This is a genomic window from Janthinobacterium sp. PSPC3-1 (genome assembly GCF_049896105.1).
Lineage (GTDB): Bacteria > Pseudomonadota > Gammaproteobacteria > Burkholderiales > Burkholderiaceae_D > Janthinobacterium.
Map to the genome: position 1 here is coordinate 95,808 of NZ_JAFCTQ010000023.1, position 13,987 is coordinate 109,794.

At 61.6% G+C, this 13,987-nt stretch carries 14 protein-coding genes; 4 read left to right on the forward strand and 10 right to left on the reverse strand.

Features of this window, described 5'->3' with window-relative positions; all coding sequences use genetic code 11:
- Positions 1–20: 20 nt before the first annotated feature.
- From ACP7B7_RS21505 to ACP7B7_RS21545, 9 genes are all read right to left on the reverse strand, one after another.
- Positions 21–254: a hypothetical protein gene (locus tag ACP7B7_RS21505; RefSeq protein WP_426078004.1), complete on the reverse strand. Its 234-nt coding sequence runs from the start codon at positions 252–254 to the stop codon at positions 21–23.
- A gap of 125 nt (positions 255–379) precedes the next feature.
- Positions 380–745 carry a hypothetical protein gene (locus tag ACP7B7_RS21510; protein WP_426078005.1) on the reverse strand — a complete coding sequence of 122 codons (366 nt, stop codon included), beginning with the start codon at positions 743–745 and terminating at the stop codon, positions 380–382.
- Between the two features lie 170 nt (positions 746–915).
- The gene (locus ACP7B7_RS21515; protein ID WP_426078006.1) at positions 916–1,275 is read right to left on the reverse strand and encodes a hypothetical protein; all 360 of its coding nucleotides are present in this window, start codon (positions 1,273–1,275) and stop codon (positions 916–918) included.
- 113 nt (positions 1,276–1,388) lie between these two features.
- A complete protein-coding gene (locus tag ACP7B7_RS21520) occupies positions 1,389–2,735 on the reverse strand; it encodes a sigma-54-dependent transcriptional regulator (protein WP_308922260.1) in 1,347 nt (448 codons plus the stop codon).
- 23 nt (positions 2,736–2,758) lie between these two features.
- Positions 2,759–4,639 carry a sensor histidine kinase gene (locus ACP7B7_RS21525; RefSeq protein WP_426078007.1) on the reverse strand — a complete coding sequence of 627 codons (1,881 nt, stop codon included), beginning with the start codon at positions 4,637–4,639 and terminating at the stop codon, positions 2,759–2,761.
- Positions 4,640–5,431 carry an ABC transporter ATP-binding protein gene (locus ACP7B7_RS21530; protein WP_426078008.1) on the reverse strand — a complete coding sequence of 264 codons (792 nt, stop codon included), beginning with the start codon at positions 5,429–5,431 and terminating at the stop codon, positions 4,640–4,642. It lies immediately after the preceding gene.
- 11 nt (positions 5,432–5,442) lie between these two features.
- Positions 5,443–6,252 (reverse strand): ABC transporter permease, encoded by an 810-nt coding sequence (locus tag ACP7B7_RS21535; protein WP_374694206.1) that lies wholly within the window; start codon positions 6,250–6,252, stop codon positions 5,443–5,445.
- A gap of 28 nt (positions 6,253–6,280) precedes the next feature.
- Positions 6,281–7,291, reverse strand: coding sequence for an ABC transporter substrate-binding protein (locus ACP7B7_RS21540; protein WP_426078009.1), 1,011 nt, complete (start codon positions 7,289–7,291; stop codon positions 6,281–6,283).
- Positions 7,292–7,696: 405 nt separating this feature from the next.
- Complete coding sequence (locus tag ACP7B7_RS21545; protein WP_426078010.1) at positions 7,697–7,945, reverse strand: hypothetical protein; 249 nt, start codon at positions 7,943–7,945, stop codon at positions 7,697–7,699.
- A gap of 569 nt (positions 7,946–8,514) precedes the next feature.
- Between ACP7B7_RS21545 and ACP7B7_RS21550 the strand changes: the two genes are divergently transcribed.
- Both ACP7B7_RS21550 and ACP7B7_RS21555 read left to right on the forward strand, forming a co-directional pair.
- The gene (locus ACP7B7_RS21550) at positions 8,515–9,012 is read left to right on the forward strand and encodes a winged helix-turn-helix domain-containing protein (protein ID WP_308922254.1); all 498 of its coding nucleotides are present in this window, start codon (positions 8,515–8,517) and stop codon (positions 9,010–9,012) included.
- 279 nt (positions 9,013–9,291) lie between these two features.
- On the forward strand, positions 9,292–10,164 hold the full coding sequence (locus tag ACP7B7_RS21555) for a zinc-dependent peptidase (protein WP_426078011.1): 873 nt from the start codon (positions 9,292–9,294) through the stop codon (positions 10,162–10,164).
- Positions 10,165–10,173: 9 nt separating this feature from the next.
- On the opposite strand, the gene ACP7B7_RS21560 is transcribed toward ACP7B7_RS21555, so the two are convergent.
- Complete coding sequence (locus ACP7B7_RS21560) at positions 10,174–11,067, reverse strand: LysR family transcriptional regulator (RefSeq protein ID WP_308922252.1); 894 nt, start codon at positions 11,065–11,067, stop codon at positions 10,174–10,176.
- An 88-nt stretch (positions 11,068–11,155) separates the two neighbouring features.
- Here ACP7B7_RS21560 and ACP7B7_RS21565 point away from each other — a divergent pair, with 88 nt between their 5' ends.
- On the forward strand, positions 11,156–12,322 hold the full coding sequence (locus ACP7B7_RS21565; protein ID WP_426078012.1) for a mandelate racemase/muconate lactonizing enzyme family protein: 1,167 nt from the start codon (positions 11,156–11,158) through the stop codon (positions 12,320–12,322).
- Positions 12,323–12,420: 98 nt separating this feature from the next.
- A complete protein-coding gene (dctA, locus tag ACP7B7_RS21570) occupies positions 12,421–13,776 on the forward strand; it encodes a C4-dicarboxylate transporter DctA (RefSeq protein WP_426078013.1) in 1,356 nt (451 codons plus the stop codon).
- The last annotated feature ends 211 nt before the right edge of the window (positions 13,777–13,987 follow it).

A 13,987-nucleotide genomic window follows, 5' to 3' on the forward strand; every position in this document is an offset into this window, starting at 1 on the left:
AGTTTGCCAACGTCGTGCCGTCATTTGGCGGCGATGCGACGGTCCGCCAGCTTGGGTGCCAGCCATAACAGCAACAGCCACGTCAGGAATGACAGCAAGCGGTGCAAACAGGCAGAGCACAAGGCAAAGATAAGGAAATAGGCAAGCGATCCCGTGCTCGGTACTTGCGCGCTGCGAAAGAGAAATAGCGTGGACAGGCAGGCCAGCACCATCAGGGGCAGGTAAAACCACCACTTGCGTTCGACGGAAAACATGATTTCCTATTAAGAAAGAGATGCATCCATCTTAACGCAAGGTTGCCAAAAAAAGTTACTTTAAAGAAAAGATTCATGCCATGCCATGCCATCAGGCGGCATGGCATCGCCATGGCGGAAGAGGCTTATTGCATGGTCGCTGGCGTGGTCGGCGGCACGGGTGGGATCGGCATGGTCGGCACGCCCGGGGTCGGTGGCGGCGACAGCGTGCCGGGAACCGGCGGCGTGGCGGGGGTGGCAGGCGTCGGTGCCGGGTGGCGCTTGCTTGCTGGCTTGACCTTGGCAGGACGGTCGTGTTGACGCATTTTGCTGCCCGGCATGGGCTTGCCGTTGCTGTCAAGTTTGTCCGACTGATCCGATTGCTGGCCCGGATCGGCCTTGTTATTGACGTGGTTGCCGGTCTGGTTCAGATTGGTGGTCGACTGGGCTTGGACCCAGGCGCCGCCGACGGTCATCAGGGTGGCGGAAAGCAGAAGAGCGGCGGTTTTCATGGTGCGTGTCCTGTGGTGAATAGTGATGCGGCATTGTCACATGCAGGGCGGGGACCGCAAGTAGGAGCACGCCCCATGGTCTTGTGGGCAATTGCCTGATATCACTTTTGTCCGAGTGAACGGGCCGTTTGCCACCGCCTCGCGGCGATGGCACCGTTGGGTGGCAACGGTTATTGTGCGGGCTGCGGTGGCGGAGGCGGTGGTGGTGCGACGCCCATATTGCTGCTTGAGCCCTTCTTGTCGGCCGCGTTCTGCATGTTCGGTGGCGGCGGCGGCATCGGCGTGCCTTGCTTGTTGGGATTGTTGTGCGCCTCGGACTGCACCTTTTTGGTCGGTTTTTTGGCGTGTTTCTTTTCCCGTTTGTCCAGCTGGCCCGCAGGATCCTGGATCTTTTCCGCTTCGCCGTTTTGCGGCGTGCTGGTGCTGTCACGCATGGGCGCATCGACCGGCGGATTGGGGTTTGACTGGGCTTGCGCCAGGGAAACCGTGCCGGCCAGCAGGGCGGCAAATATCAGTGAGGATGATTTCATGGAAAACTCCTTGATCTGGATTAAGAGCATCCATTTTGTCACCGAAAGCGATCACGGCAAGTAGGAGCACGCCTCTGCGCCATGTGGGCGCATGGCTGGCAAGCATGCAGGCGTCAGCGAAACTGCTCGGTAGAAATATCGAAGCGCTTGAGCTTGTCGTACAGGGTTTTCTTCGGAATATTCAGCGCCGTGGCCGCTTCGATCACATTGCCATTGTGGCGCCGCAGCGCCTCTTCGATGATCGAGATCTCGAAGGCGTCGACCTGCTCGGCCAGCGAGGCTTCGCGGCAGCCGGCCGGGCTCAAGGTGTCGTCCAGCAAGCCGAGCACGAAGCGGTCGGCCACATTGTGCAGTTCGCGCACATTGCCGGCCCAGCGCTGCGCCATGAGTGAGCCCAGCAGTTCGCCGCTGACCAGCGCCGCCGGCTGGCCGTAGCGCAGCGCCGCCTGCAGCACGAAAAATTCGAACAGCAGCGGGATATCTTCGCGCCGGTTGCGCAAGGCTGGCAGGGTCAGGCTGGCCACATTCAGGCGGTAATACAAGTCGGCGCGAAACTTGCCCTGTTCGGCCAGCAGATTCAAATCTTCCTTGGCGGCGGCGATCACGCGAAAGTTGACCGAAATCAGTTTATTCGAGCCCAGCCGCTCGACTTGTCTCTCCTGCAGCACGCGCAGCAATTTCACCTGCAGCGCCAGCGGCATGCTTTCGATTTCATCGAGGAACAGGGTGCCGCCGTTCGCGTACTCGATCTTGCCGATGCGCTGGCGCTGGGCGCCGGTAAACGCCCCTTCTTCGTGGCCGAACAGTTCCGACTCGAAAATGGATTCGGGCAGGGCGCCGCAGTTAATCGCCACAAACGGATGATCGCGCCGCTCGCTGAAGTCGTGCAGGCAGCGCGCGATCAGCTCCTTGCCGGTGCCGGTTTCTCCCAGAATAATGATGTCGGCCGATTTCGGCGCCAGGTTCAGCACCAGCTGGCGCACCTTGGCCATGGCCGGGCTGCGGCCGACGATGCGCGCCTCGATACCGACGCGCTGCTCGAGCTGGCGCCGCAAGTTCATGTTTTCCAGCACCAGGTGGCGCTTGTCGAGCGCGCGCCGGCACACCTCCACCAGCAGGTCGGCCGAGAACGGTTTTTCGATGAAGTCGTAGGCGCCGCGGCGCATGGCGCCCACCGCCATCGACACGTCGCCGTGGCCGGTGACCAGGATCACCGGCAGGCTGGCGTCTTGCGCCACGGCGATATCGAGCAATCTGAGGCCGTCGATGCCGGGCAGCTTGATATCGCTGAGCAAGATGCCGGCAAATTCCGGCACCAGGAAGGGCAGGGCTTCCTCGGCCGTGGCAACCGCCGTCACTTGCAGGCCGGCCAGTTCCAGCGACTGGCGCGCGCCCTTGCGCACCACGGCGTCGTCCTCCACCAGCAGCACTTGCATGCCCTCGAAGTTGTTCTCATGCATCCGCTAAATCCTTGGTCTCTGTTTTAGTTATGGTCGCCGTCACGCGTCAGCGTGATTGTAAACTGCGCGCCGCCCCCTTCGGCCCTGGAGCGGTTGCGCACGGCCAGCGCGCCGCCGGCCGCGCGCACGATGCCGGCGCTGATCGACAGGCCCAGCCCCAGGCCATGTTCCTTGGTGGTATAGAAGGGGTCGAAAATACGGTCCAGCGAAGCCAGCGGTATTCCGGGGCCATTGTCAGTCACATGGAGTACGGCCAGGGCGCCTTCGCTGCGCACCTGCAGCCAGATCTGCACCGCTTCGGTCTCCGGCACGGCGTCCATGGCGTTGGTGATCAGGTTGCTGAACACCTGTTCCAGGCCGATGGCGTTGCACAGCACGACGATTTCTTCCTCGGGCCAGCTTTCATGCAGGCTCAAGCGCTGTGAATTCTTGCGCGTGCGCACTTGCAACATGGTTTGCGCAAACGCCTGGCGCACCGACACGGGTTTGCGCGCGTCGTCGCTGCGCCGCGCAAAGCCTTTCAATTGCGAGGTGACGTAGCCGAGGCGCTTGACCAGGTCGGAAATGGTCGACAGGTTGTCGAGCGCGTCATCGATGCGCCCGCGCGCCAATAACACCTTGGCATTGTCGGAAAAAGTCTGCAGGGCCGCCAGCGGCTGGTTCAGTTCATGCGTGACGCCGGCCGCCATCTGGCCGATGGCGGCCAGCTTGCCGCTTTGCACCAGTTCGGCCTGGGCGTAGCGCAGGGTCTGCTCGGCCCGTTCGCGCTCGGCCACTTCCGCCTGCAGCCGGCCATTCGCGTGCACCAGGTCGGCCGTGCGCTGGGCCACCTTGATTTCCAGTTGTTCATAGGCCAGCGCCAGGGTTTGCTGGGCCTTGAGCTTGTCGGCAATCCGGCGCCGGCGCTGGCGCGCATACATCAGGGCCAGCATCAGCAGCGCCCAGCCCAGGGCCGCGCCGATGGCGGCGTTGCGGGCCGCTTCGTCAACCTGGTCGAGTTCGGCCAGCACGGTGATCTGCCATTGCAGCGGACCCAGCGGCCGATTGACCGCCAGGTAGTCGGCCTTGCCTGGCAGGGCCGGCAGCTGGTCGGTTGGTGCACGCTCCAGTGTCATCACGCTGGCGCCATCGGCGAACTGGCGCCGCACACGGTGCGGCAGGATGGGCAGGTTTTCTTGCAGAAACTGGCGCTGCGCGCTGATATCCTGCTTGGCCACCGCCGACAGGGCCGCCAGGGTATTGAATTTGAAGGACGGCGTGCTGGCCAGGATGATCACGCCATTGGCGTCCTTGACCCAGATCTGCTCGCCCGCGCCCGGCGAGCGCCACGACTGCTCGATCCAGTCCAGGTTGACCTTGGCGGCGACGATGCCAATGATGCGCCCGTGTCGCAGCACCGGCTGCGAAATGAAATAGCCGGCTTCGAAGGTGGAGGCGCCGATGCCATAAAACCGGCCGATGCCGCCCGCGATGGCGTTCTTGAAATAGGGCCGGAAGCCATAGTTGACGCCGACATAGGAACTGGCGTCCTGCCAGTTGCTCGACGCCAGGGTGGTGCCGTTTTCGTCGAGCACATACACGGCAAAGGCGCCGGCACGGCGGTTGATATCGACCAGGTAGGCGTTCAGTTCGCTGACCTTGGCCGGCGTCGGCTGCTCGATCAGCTGCGCCACGGCCTCGCTTTGCGCCACCGCCAGCGGCAGGAATTCATACTTGTTGAGCGCGCCGCCGATCGACGCCGCATACAGCTCGGCGCGTGTATCGAGGGTGCGGTGCAATTCATCGAGCTGGCGCTGTTGCACCCAGGCATGGGTCGACCAGGTCAGCGCCACCAGCGATATCAGCGAGGCGCCGGCAAGCAGGGCGCTTGCCGGCGGCTTCAAGGTGTGCAGTCGCTGTAACAATCAGTCTGCCGTGCTGGCCATCGTTTCCGCATTATGATGGCGTTGCTGCTCTTCCATCACCATTTCGCCCAGCATGCGTTTCAGGCGGTTGAACTCGGGGTCGCTCGGGTCGCGCGGGCGCGGCAGGTCGATCGCCACGTCGCGCTTGATGGTGCCGGGACGGTAGGTCATGACGATGGTGCGGTCGGCCAGGTAGATCGATTCCTCAATCGAGTGCGTGACGAACACGATGGTGGTGCCGAAGACTTTCCAGATCTTTAGCAACTCATCCTGCAAGTTGCGGCGGGTCAGGGCATCGAGCGCGCCGAACGGTTCGTCCATTAGCATGATCGGCGAATCGAGGGCCAGCACGCGGGCAATCGCCACGCGCTGGCGCATGCCGCCCGACAGGTCTTTCGGAAAGCGCAGCCGGAATTCCGTCAGGCCCAGCATGTTCAGCAGCATGTCGACCCGCTCCTTGATCTCGGCCTGCGACTTGCCGGCGATTTCCAGGCCGAACGCGATATTGCTTTCGATCGACATCCACGGGAACAGTGCATATTCCTGGAACACCATGCCGCGGTCCGGCCCCGGTTCCGTGATCAGCTTGCCGCCGGCCAGGATCTGGCCGGAAGTGGGCTGCGAAAAGCCGGCGATCGCGTTGAGCAGGGTCGACTTGCCGCAGCCGGACGGGCCCAGCAGGCAGATGAACTCGCCGCTGGCAATGTCCAGGTTGATGTCCTTCAGCGCGATCACGTCGCTGCCGCCGGTGGTGAAGATCTTGTTGACTGCTTTGATATTGATGGTGGTCATGGCGCTTCCTCTCAATGTTCCAGGCCGCGGTGCCACTGCAGCAGATGATTATTCAGGGCATTCATGGCGATATCGATGGCCAGACCGAACAGGCCGATGGTAAACATGCCGGCGATGATTTTATCGGACCAAAAGTATTCGCGTGCTTCCAGGATGCGGAAACCGAGGCCGCTGTTGACCGCAATCATTTCCGCCACGATCACGACGATGAATGCCGTGCCCATGCCGATGCGGGCGCCGGCCAGGATATACGGCGTGGCCGCCGGCAAGATCACGCGGCGGAACATCGTCATCTGGCTGGCGCCCAGGTTGCGGGCGGCGCGGATATAAATGCCGTCGACCTGGCGCACGCCGGCAATCGTGTTCATCAGCACGGGGAAGAAGGAGCCGATGCTGATCAGGAAGAAGGCGGGCGGGTTGCCCAGGCCGAACCATAAAATTGCCAGCGGAATATAGGCGATCGGCGGAATCGGGCGCAGCACCTGCACCAGCGGGTCGAACAGTTTGTAGATGGTCTTGTTGGTGCCCATCAGGAGGCCCAGCGGCAGCGCCAGGCCGGCACCGATGGCAAAGCCGCCCAGCACGCGCGACAGGCTGGCCCAGGCGTCGTGCGGCAGTTCGCCCGAGAACATCCACACCAGGTAGTTGCCGGCCTCGGGCGTATAGGCTTCCATCGGGATCAGGTATTCATACCATTTCACCACCACCGCCACCGGCGAGGGCAGGATCTGCGGATTGATCCAGCCGAAGGTCGACAGGGCTTGCCAGAACAGCAGCACGGCCACCGGCACGATGGAGCCGTGCGCGAGGCGTTTCATCATTTGTACATTCATCGTCAGTCTTCCAGGGTTAGCGTGGTGCGTAGGACTTCTTGGCTTTTTCCAGCAGGTCCAGCTTGACCCAGTCCTTGGCGGCAGGCGGCTTGGCCATGCGTCCGACGCCGAACTTCACCATATAGTCGGTGGTCAGCTGCACGTGGCTCTGGGTAATGTCTTCCGTAAAGATGGCGTTGTCGATGGCGTCGCGGTAGTCCTCGCTGGTGATCTGGTTCTTGAACATCGATTCACGCACGTATTTTTCCGCCAGTTTCGGATCGGCCAGGAAAGCGCGGGTGGCGGCGACAAAGCAGTCCATGAAGCGCTGCGCCACTTCCGGTTTTTCCTTGTACATTTTTTCCGTCATCACCAGCGCGCGCACCGGTTCGCCCAGCGGCGTGTCATACGGTTTGATGATGGCGGCGCCATATTTCTTGTGGATTGCCTGGGTCGAATACGGCTCCGACTGGCTCATGACGTCGATATCCTTGGTCAAGAGCGCTTGGTTCAGGTCGGGGTAGCCCATGTACAGGATCTGCACGTCCTTGCCCGGCTTGTCGGACCAGGTCAGCTTGGCCTTGGTCAGTTCGGCGAACAGCAGGATTTCCTGCGGGCCGCCACGGGTGACGCCGACTTTCTTGCCTTTCAGGTCGGCGATGCCCTTGATATTGAGGTCGGGGCGGCCGACGATCTGCACGCCACCCTTGGCGAAACCGCCGACCAGGTAGACCGGCAGACCGGTGGCGCGGCCTGTGATGGCCGCCTCCAGTGCGCTGGCCGAGACGTCGATCTCGCCGGCGATCATGGCCGGCACGATGTCGAGGCCCTTGGCGAAGATGCGTTCCTCGATCTTCAGGTCATATTTTGGGGCGATTTCCTTCATGTAGGCGACCGCGCCGTAGTGGGCGAATTTCAGGTTGCCCAGGCGTACCAGGTCGGCGGCATGCACGGACAGGGGGAATTGCGCGGCCAGCGCGACGGCGACGGCCAGGGCCTTGGTGTTGAAAAAGGATGAAAAAGACGAAACTCGGGCAGGGTGGGTCATGCTGTCTCCAATAGATGATGGTGTTTTACGGGCTGCTCTGACGGCGGCCATGGAAAACATAAGAGCATCTTCCGTGCCAGTGAAACGTATTTTGGAAAGAATGGCAAGTGATTGTTTCTAAACGTTAAATTGTGGCGTGCACAAAACGTTTACCGGACGGTTTCCGTTTTTCCGCACGCATGGCGAAAAAACTGTGCGGTTAGCCGCACTGGCCGATGAAGACTTGAGGCAGATCAATACAGAACAATACAGATGCGGTGAACCTGCGGCGTGGAATCGACTCCAAGCATAAAAAAACGCGTTGGATCGAAGACCGCAACGCGTAACTCCCCCGAGGAGTGGGGGCGCGCCGCGCTATGGCTGTGATGTTTTGCTGCGCGGCGCCGGATGAAACGACAGGCTTGATTACTGCGCTGGCGGCGTGGCCGGTGGCACGGCCGGCGTGGTGGCGGGGTCGGTCAAGGGAGCTGGCGTGACGCCGGGCGCCGTTTCGGGCGTGGTGGCGGGCGCGGCTGGATCGACCGGGGCAGGCGTCACCGCCGGTGCGGTGGCGGGCGGTGCGGCTTCCGGCAGCGGGGCGTCGGCGGGTTTCTTGCACGCGGAGAGACTGATCAGGGCCGCGGCGGCCAGCAGATAAGGCATTTTCATCATCATGATTCCTTTGCAAAGACAGGTTGGGAGATGCCGGCTGGTGCCGTCCATGTTTCTACAGCGCTTGCAACAGCGGCTGCAACGGCAAGCCATGCCAGTCATCGATCGTGGGCGCCAGGCAGTGCACTAGTTACATGCCTGACGATCAGCTTGATTTTATGTCAAGCCAATTCACGCATCTGTTCGCCATCGCACGTTAAGCAAGGAATGGAAGTGCAATACTGGATTCAGCACCGCAATGCAAACGCCGCACGAAAGTTACTGCTTCCGTACAGAAATATTTTTAACTTTCTTGATCTTACTGTCCGCTAATGTTCGTTAACGCACAGACCGAGATGACGCCAGCAGGCATTCTGTGGTCAGACGTCTGGAATTAGTGATTTCCTGGCACACACCAGGTACTCAGCAATTCAGGCTACCGGCAATCGTTTAAAAGGAGTATTCAAATGCATGCAATGACCCAGTCTCACGTGAAGAGCGAAATGAAGGCAGCGCACCAGGAACTTCGTGGATCCGAAAAAGGTTCCTCAATGGCAATGGTAGAGCGTGCCGCACCGATCCCCCCGGAGCGCATGAACCCGATTTCCATGGCACCCATCGAGCGCGTACGTTCCACCTCGGCCACCTTGCGCCGTATCGAGAACATGCAAAAGCTGATCGGTGAATTGTCGCTGCACGAAATGCTGGCTGATGAAATCGCCTGGTTCCTCAAATTCTCGCCATCGGGCGCCCGCAAATACATCCGCGACCTGCGCGAAGCGGGCGTGATCGAACTGGCCCGCTATATCGAAGGCACGGCCACCTACCTGGGCAAGGCCGTGTACCAGCTGACCCCGGATCCTGAGCGCGTGCGTGCCTTCCTGGCCGCCATCGTCCAGCCGAAACGCGAAGGCGCGCCACCGCGCAAGGACCGTCCGGGCCTGCGCGAGCAGAGCATGGCAGGCAGCGGCCGTCACTTCCATATCCTGGCCGATGACACCCATTACGCCATCCGCGTCAACCGTGGCCCGGTCACGCGCGATCCGCTGGTGGCCGCCCTGTTCGGCATGCCGCAGCAGAAAAGCGAATAAACCCGCCTCTGGCCGGCCTGCTGGCCGCCAGATGGCGTAATGATAGTCACTTTGATTCTCAATCTGACCATCTGCTGCACTCAGCAAGACACCAAAGCCGGGTCACGACCCGGCTTTTGGCATGCTGGCCGCCATTTTCATAGCGATTGAAAAGATGGCAATCAGCCCCATCTTGGCTGGACTGCCTCAACCAGGAGTCCCTGCCGTGCCTGATTTCGCCTGCCTCTACCCGCCAGCACCTGGCAACCGCTGTTCCGCCCGCCTGACCCGGGCCGCCCCATGAATCCCCTGCTGTGGATCGCCCTGGTTACCATCGGCATCGTGCTGTCGCTGTGGTTTCCCCGCTGGCGCCTGAAGCGCGCCCTGTCGCGCCCGCTTCCGCCCGAGGGGCTTGCCATGTTGGAAAGCAATATCCCTGTCTACCGCCATATGCCGGCGCCGCTGCAGGAGCAGTTGCGCCGGCTGGTGGTGCAGTTCCTGTATCAAAAGAAGTTTGTCGGCTGCGGCGGCCTGGAGATCACCGACGAGATGCGCTACACCATCGCCGGCCAGGCCTGTTTGCTGCTGCTGAACCGCGACACCCTGGTCTATCCCGAGCTCGACACCATCCTGGTCTACCCGAACGAATTCGTCGTCACGCGCGATGAGGTGGGGCCGGGCGGCGTGGTCACGCCTGCGGCCAATGGCCTGCTGGGCGAATCGTGGGGCGATGGCCGGGTGGTGCTGGCCTGGGACCATGTACAGCGCGGCGCGGCCGACTGGACCGATGGCCAGAACGTGGTGCTGCATGAATTCGCCCACCAACTCGACAGCGAATCGGGGGCCGCCAATGGCGCGCCATACTTGCCCAACGTCACCAGCTACCGCAGCTGGGCCACGGTGCTGTCGCGCGACTTCGAACATCTGCGCCACGACGCCATCTACCACCAGCACAGCGTGATGGACCACTACGGCGCCACCAATCCGGCCGAGTTCTTCGCCGTCGCCACCGAAACGTTTTTTGAAAAACCGTACCAGATGGCCGAGCATCACGCCGAGCTGTACGCCGAGTTTCTCAAGTTCTACAAGGTCGACCCGCGCGACTGGGCCACGGCGCCGCCCGAGCCCGAGCCGCTGCATGCGCCGTTTCCCAACTACGCTCCGCAATGGTGACGTTGCGCCTCAGGTCTTGAACTCGGCCACCAGGAAGTCGATAAACACGCGCATCTTGGCCGGCAGGTTGCTGCGGCTCAGGTAGTACAGATACAGGTCGGCCGATGGCAGGGTGTAGCCCGGCATCACCTCCCTGAGCCGGCCGCTGTCCAGGTATTTCGCCACGTCCCACTCCGAGCGCTGCACGATGCCGTGGCCGTCCAGCGCCCAGTTCAGCACGATATCGCCATCGTTGCTCGACACGGCCCCGCGCACCTTCACCAGCTCCACCGAGCGCCCCTTTTGCAAGCGCCAGGTGCCGTACACATCGTCATTCTGCCGGTGCAAAATGCAGCGGTGGCGGTGCAGCTCTTCCGGCGTTTGCGGCTCGCCCGCCTGCTTCAGATAGGCCGGCGATGCGCACAGGAAACGCCGGTTGCTCATCAGTTTCCTGGCCGTCAAGCGCGTGTCCGGCAATTCGCCGAAGCGTATCGCCACGTCATACGCTTCTTCCACCAGGCTGATCGGCCGGTCCGTCAGATGCAGTTCCACCTCCACTTCCGGATAGGCATGGGCGAAGCGCGAGACGATGGGCGCGATGCGGGTGCGGCCAAAGCCGGGCGTGCCGTTGACGCGCAGCAGGCCTTTCGGTGCCGCGCGCCCGCTGGACACGGACTCCTCCATGTCGCGGATCTGGTGCAATATCTGCGCCGCCTGCGCCAGGTACAGCTCGCCTTCGTTGGTCAGGCTGATGCGGCGGGTGGTGCGATTCACCAGGCGCACGCCGAGCCGCTGTTCCAGCAGGCTCAGGCGCTTGGTGATGGCCGGCGGCGTGACACCCAGCTCGCGCGCCGTGGCCGCCATATTGCCCAGCTTGGCCAGCAGCACGAAAAACGCCAGGTCGGGCGCAGCATCATTTTTCATCTGAAGTGAATAATGGTTTTAATTGAGGTGAATTATAAGCATTTAATTCAAGAGTAAGCTCTGTTTTACTTTGACAGGAGACACTCCCATGAAAATCGTTGAAATCCGCGAAAAAACCGTACCCATCAGTTCCCCCATCCGCAACGCCTATATCGATTTCAGCAAGATGACCTTGAGCCTGGTCGCGGTAGTCACCGACGTGATCCGCGACGGCAAGCCGGTGATCGGCTACGGCTTCAATTCGAACGGCCGCTACGGCCAGGGCAAGCTGATGCGCGAACGCTTTATTCCCCGCATCCTGGAAGCGGACCCGGCCAGCCTGGTCAACGACGCTGGCACCAATCTCGATCCGCACAAGATCTGGAACTGCATGTTTACCAATGAAAAGCCGGGCGGCCACGGCGAGCGCTCGGTGGCCATCGGCACCATCGACATGGCGGTCTGGGATGCGGTGGCCAAGATCGACGGCAAACCGCTGTTCCAGTTGCTGGCCGACCGCTACGGCAACGGCACGCCGGACCGCAATATCTTCGTGTATGCGGCCGGCGGCTATTACTACCCGGGCCAGAACCACGACAAGCTGAAGGACGAGATGCGCAGCTATATCGACCGCGGCTATACGGTGGTGAAGAAAAAGATCGGCGGCGCCGACCTCGACGAAGACCTGCGCCGCATCGATTCCGTGCTCAGCGTGCTGCAGGACGGCCAGAAGCTGGCGGTCGACGCGAATGGCCGCTTCGACCTCGATACGGCCGTGAAATACGCCAAGGCCCTCTCGCAATACGATCTGTTCTGGTACGAGGAACCCGGTGATCCGCTCGACTTCGAACTGCAGGCCACCTTGCGCAATTACTATACCAACCCGATGGCCACCGGCGAAGACCTGTTCTCGATGCAGGATGCGCGCAACCTGATCCGCTACGGCGGCATGCGCGCCGACCGCGACTGGCTGCAGTTCGACTGCGCGCTCAGCTACGGCCTGGTGGAATATTTGCGCACGCTGGACATGCTGAAGGAGCACGGCTGGTCGGCCAGGCGCTGCATTCCGCACGGCGGCCACCAGATGTCCTTGAATATCGCGGCCGGCCTGGGCCTGGGCGGCAATGAATCGTACCCGGACCTGTTCCAGCCGTATGGCGGTTTTCCCGATGGCGTGAAGGTCGACAACGGCCATATCGTGCTGCCGGAACTGCCCGGCATCGGCTTCGAAGGCAAGGCGGACCTGTACCGCGAGATGGTCAAGCTGGCTGAATAAGCGAGCGCGTCTGATTTGTTCGCCGCCGCGCAAGCCGTACCCAGATCCGGCAATGCGGCGGCGTGCCCCTACCTGTTTTTCATTGGAGGAGACACCCCATGAATGCGCAACGTTTCAAGCAACTCGCTTCCACCCTGTATATCCAAGTCATCATCGGCTTGACGGCTGGCATACTGCTCGGCCATTTTTATCCCGATATCGGCGTCGAACTCAAGCCGCTGGGCGACCTCTTCATCAAACTGATCAAGATGCTGCTGGCGCCCATCATCTTTGCCTCGGTGGTGGTCGGCATCGCCCGCATGGGCAGCGTCAAGGAAACCGGGCGGGTCGGCGCGAAGGCGATGATCTATTTTGAAGTCTGCTCGACCGTGGCGCTGGTGTTCGGCCTGCTGGTGGTGAACCTGGTCAAGCCGGGCGTGGGCATGAATATCGACGCCAGCCAGATCGATACGGCCTCGATCAAGAGCTACACGGCGGCGGCCGAACACCATACCACCACCGAATTCCTGATGAACATCGTACCCAATAGCGTGGTCGGTGCTTTTGCTCAGGGCAACATGTTGCAGATTATTTTGTTCTCGCTGCTGTTTTCGTTTGCCCTGAACCGGCTGGGCAAGAAGGTCATGCCGCTGGTCGACGGCCTCGACATGTTCCTGCACGGCATGTTCGGCGTGGTGCGCATCGTGATGTTCCTGGCGCCCATCGGCGCGTTCGGCGGCATCGCGTTTACCATCGCCAAATACGGTATCGGCACCCTCAGTTCGTTTGCCGAACTGATGATTGCCGTGTACGTCACCTGCATCCTGTTCGTCATCATCGTGCTGGGTGCCGTGATGCGCTATTGCGACGTGCCGCTGTGGGCTTTTTTGAAATATATCAAGGACGAACTGCTGATCGTGTTGGGCACCGCGTCCACCGAAGCGGTGCTGCCGCAGATGCTGGTCAAGATGGAAGCGATGGGCTGCCAGAAAAAGATCGTCGGTCTGGTGTTGCCCACCGGCTATACCTTCAATGCCGACGGCACGGCGATCTACCTGACCATGGCGGCCATCTTTATCGCGCAAGCCACCAATGTCGACATGACCTTGTGGGACCAGCTGGTGATCCTGGGCGTGATGCTGCTGACCTCGAAAGGTTCGGCCGGCGTGGCCGGCGCCGGTTTCGTCGCGCTGGCGGCCACGCTGGCGTCGATGCACAAGATTCCGATTTCCGGGCTGGTGCTGCTGGTGGGCATAGACCGTTTCCTCAACGAGGCGCGCGCCGTCACCAACCTGATTGGCAACGGCGTGGCAACCATCGCCGTGGCGAAGTGGGAGGGTGCGCTGGACCTGGAGCAGATGCGCCGTGCCTTTGCGGCGGCTAGCGCAGGGCTGGAATTGCCTGGCACGCCAGCGCCCGACCTGCCCACCGGCGAGATTGTGCCGCCAGTCAATACCATCAAGGCGTCCACCTGACCAGCGCGGGGCCGGCATGGCCCCGCCTTCCCACCTTTGAAACGATTTGATCATGCAAGAAAATTCCCGCAAACAGTCCGCCGCACGCGAACAGCACCGGCTCGCCGCGCTCGACTATCACGCCGCTCCCCGCGCAGGCAAGATCAGCGTGACGCCTACCAAGACACTGACCAACCAGCGCGACCTGGCGCTGGCCTATTCGCCCGGCGTG

Excerpts from the sequence above, each read along its gene's own strand:
- ACP7B7_RS21505 (WP_426078004.1), bottom strand. The coding sequence starts at position 254 with ATGTTTTCCGTCGAACGCAAGTGGTGGTTTTACCTGCCCCTGATGGTG.
- ACP7B7_RS21510 (WP_426078005.1), bottom strand. The coding sequence starts at position 745 with ATGAAAACCGCCGCTCTTCTGCTTTCCGCCACCCTGATGACCGTCGGC.
- ACP7B7_RS21515 (WP_426078006.1), bottom strand. The coding sequence starts at position 1,275 with ATGAAATCATCCTCACTGATATTTGCCGCCCTGCTGGCCGGCACGGTT.
- ACP7B7_RS21520 (WP_308922260.1), bottom strand. The coding sequence starts at position 2,735 with ATGCATGAGAACAACTTCGAGGGCATGCAAGTGCTGCTGGTGGAGGAC.
- ACP7B7_RS21530 (WP_426078008.1), bottom strand. The coding sequence starts at position 5,431 with ATGACCACCATCAATATCAAAGCAGTCAACAAGATCTTCACCACCGGC.
- ACP7B7_RS21535 (WP_374694206.1), bottom strand. The coding sequence starts at position 6,252 with ATGATGAAACGCCTCGCGCACGGCTCCATCGTGCCGGTGGCCGTGCTG.
- ACP7B7_RS21540 (WP_426078009.1), bottom strand. The coding sequence starts at position 7,291 with ATGACCCACCCTGCCCGAGTTTCGTCTTTTTCATCCTTTTTCAACACC.
- ACP7B7_RS21545 (WP_426078010.1), bottom strand. The coding sequence starts at position 7,945 with ATGATGATGAAAATGCCTTATCTGCTGGCCGCCGCGGCCCTGATCAGT.
- ACP7B7_RS21550 (WP_308922254.1), top strand. The coding sequence starts at position 8,515 with ATGAACCCGATTTCCATGGCACCCATCGAGCGCGTACGTTCCACCTCG.
- ACP7B7_RS21555 (WP_426078011.1), top strand. The coding sequence starts at position 9,292 with ATGAATCCCCTGCTGTGGATCGCCCTGGTTACCATCGGCATCGTGCTG.
- ACP7B7_RS21560 (WP_308922252.1), bottom strand. The coding sequence starts at position 11,067 with ATGAAAAATGATGCTGCGCCCGACCTGGCGTTTTTCGTGCTGCTGGCC.
- ACP7B7_RS21565 (WP_426078012.1), top strand. The coding sequence starts at position 11,156 with ATGAAAATCGTTGAAATCCGCGAAAAAACCGTACCCATCAGTTCCCCC.
- dctA (WP_426078013.1), top strand. The coding sequence starts at position 12,421 with ATGAATGCGCAACGTTTCAAGCAACTCGCTTCCACCCTGTATATCCAA.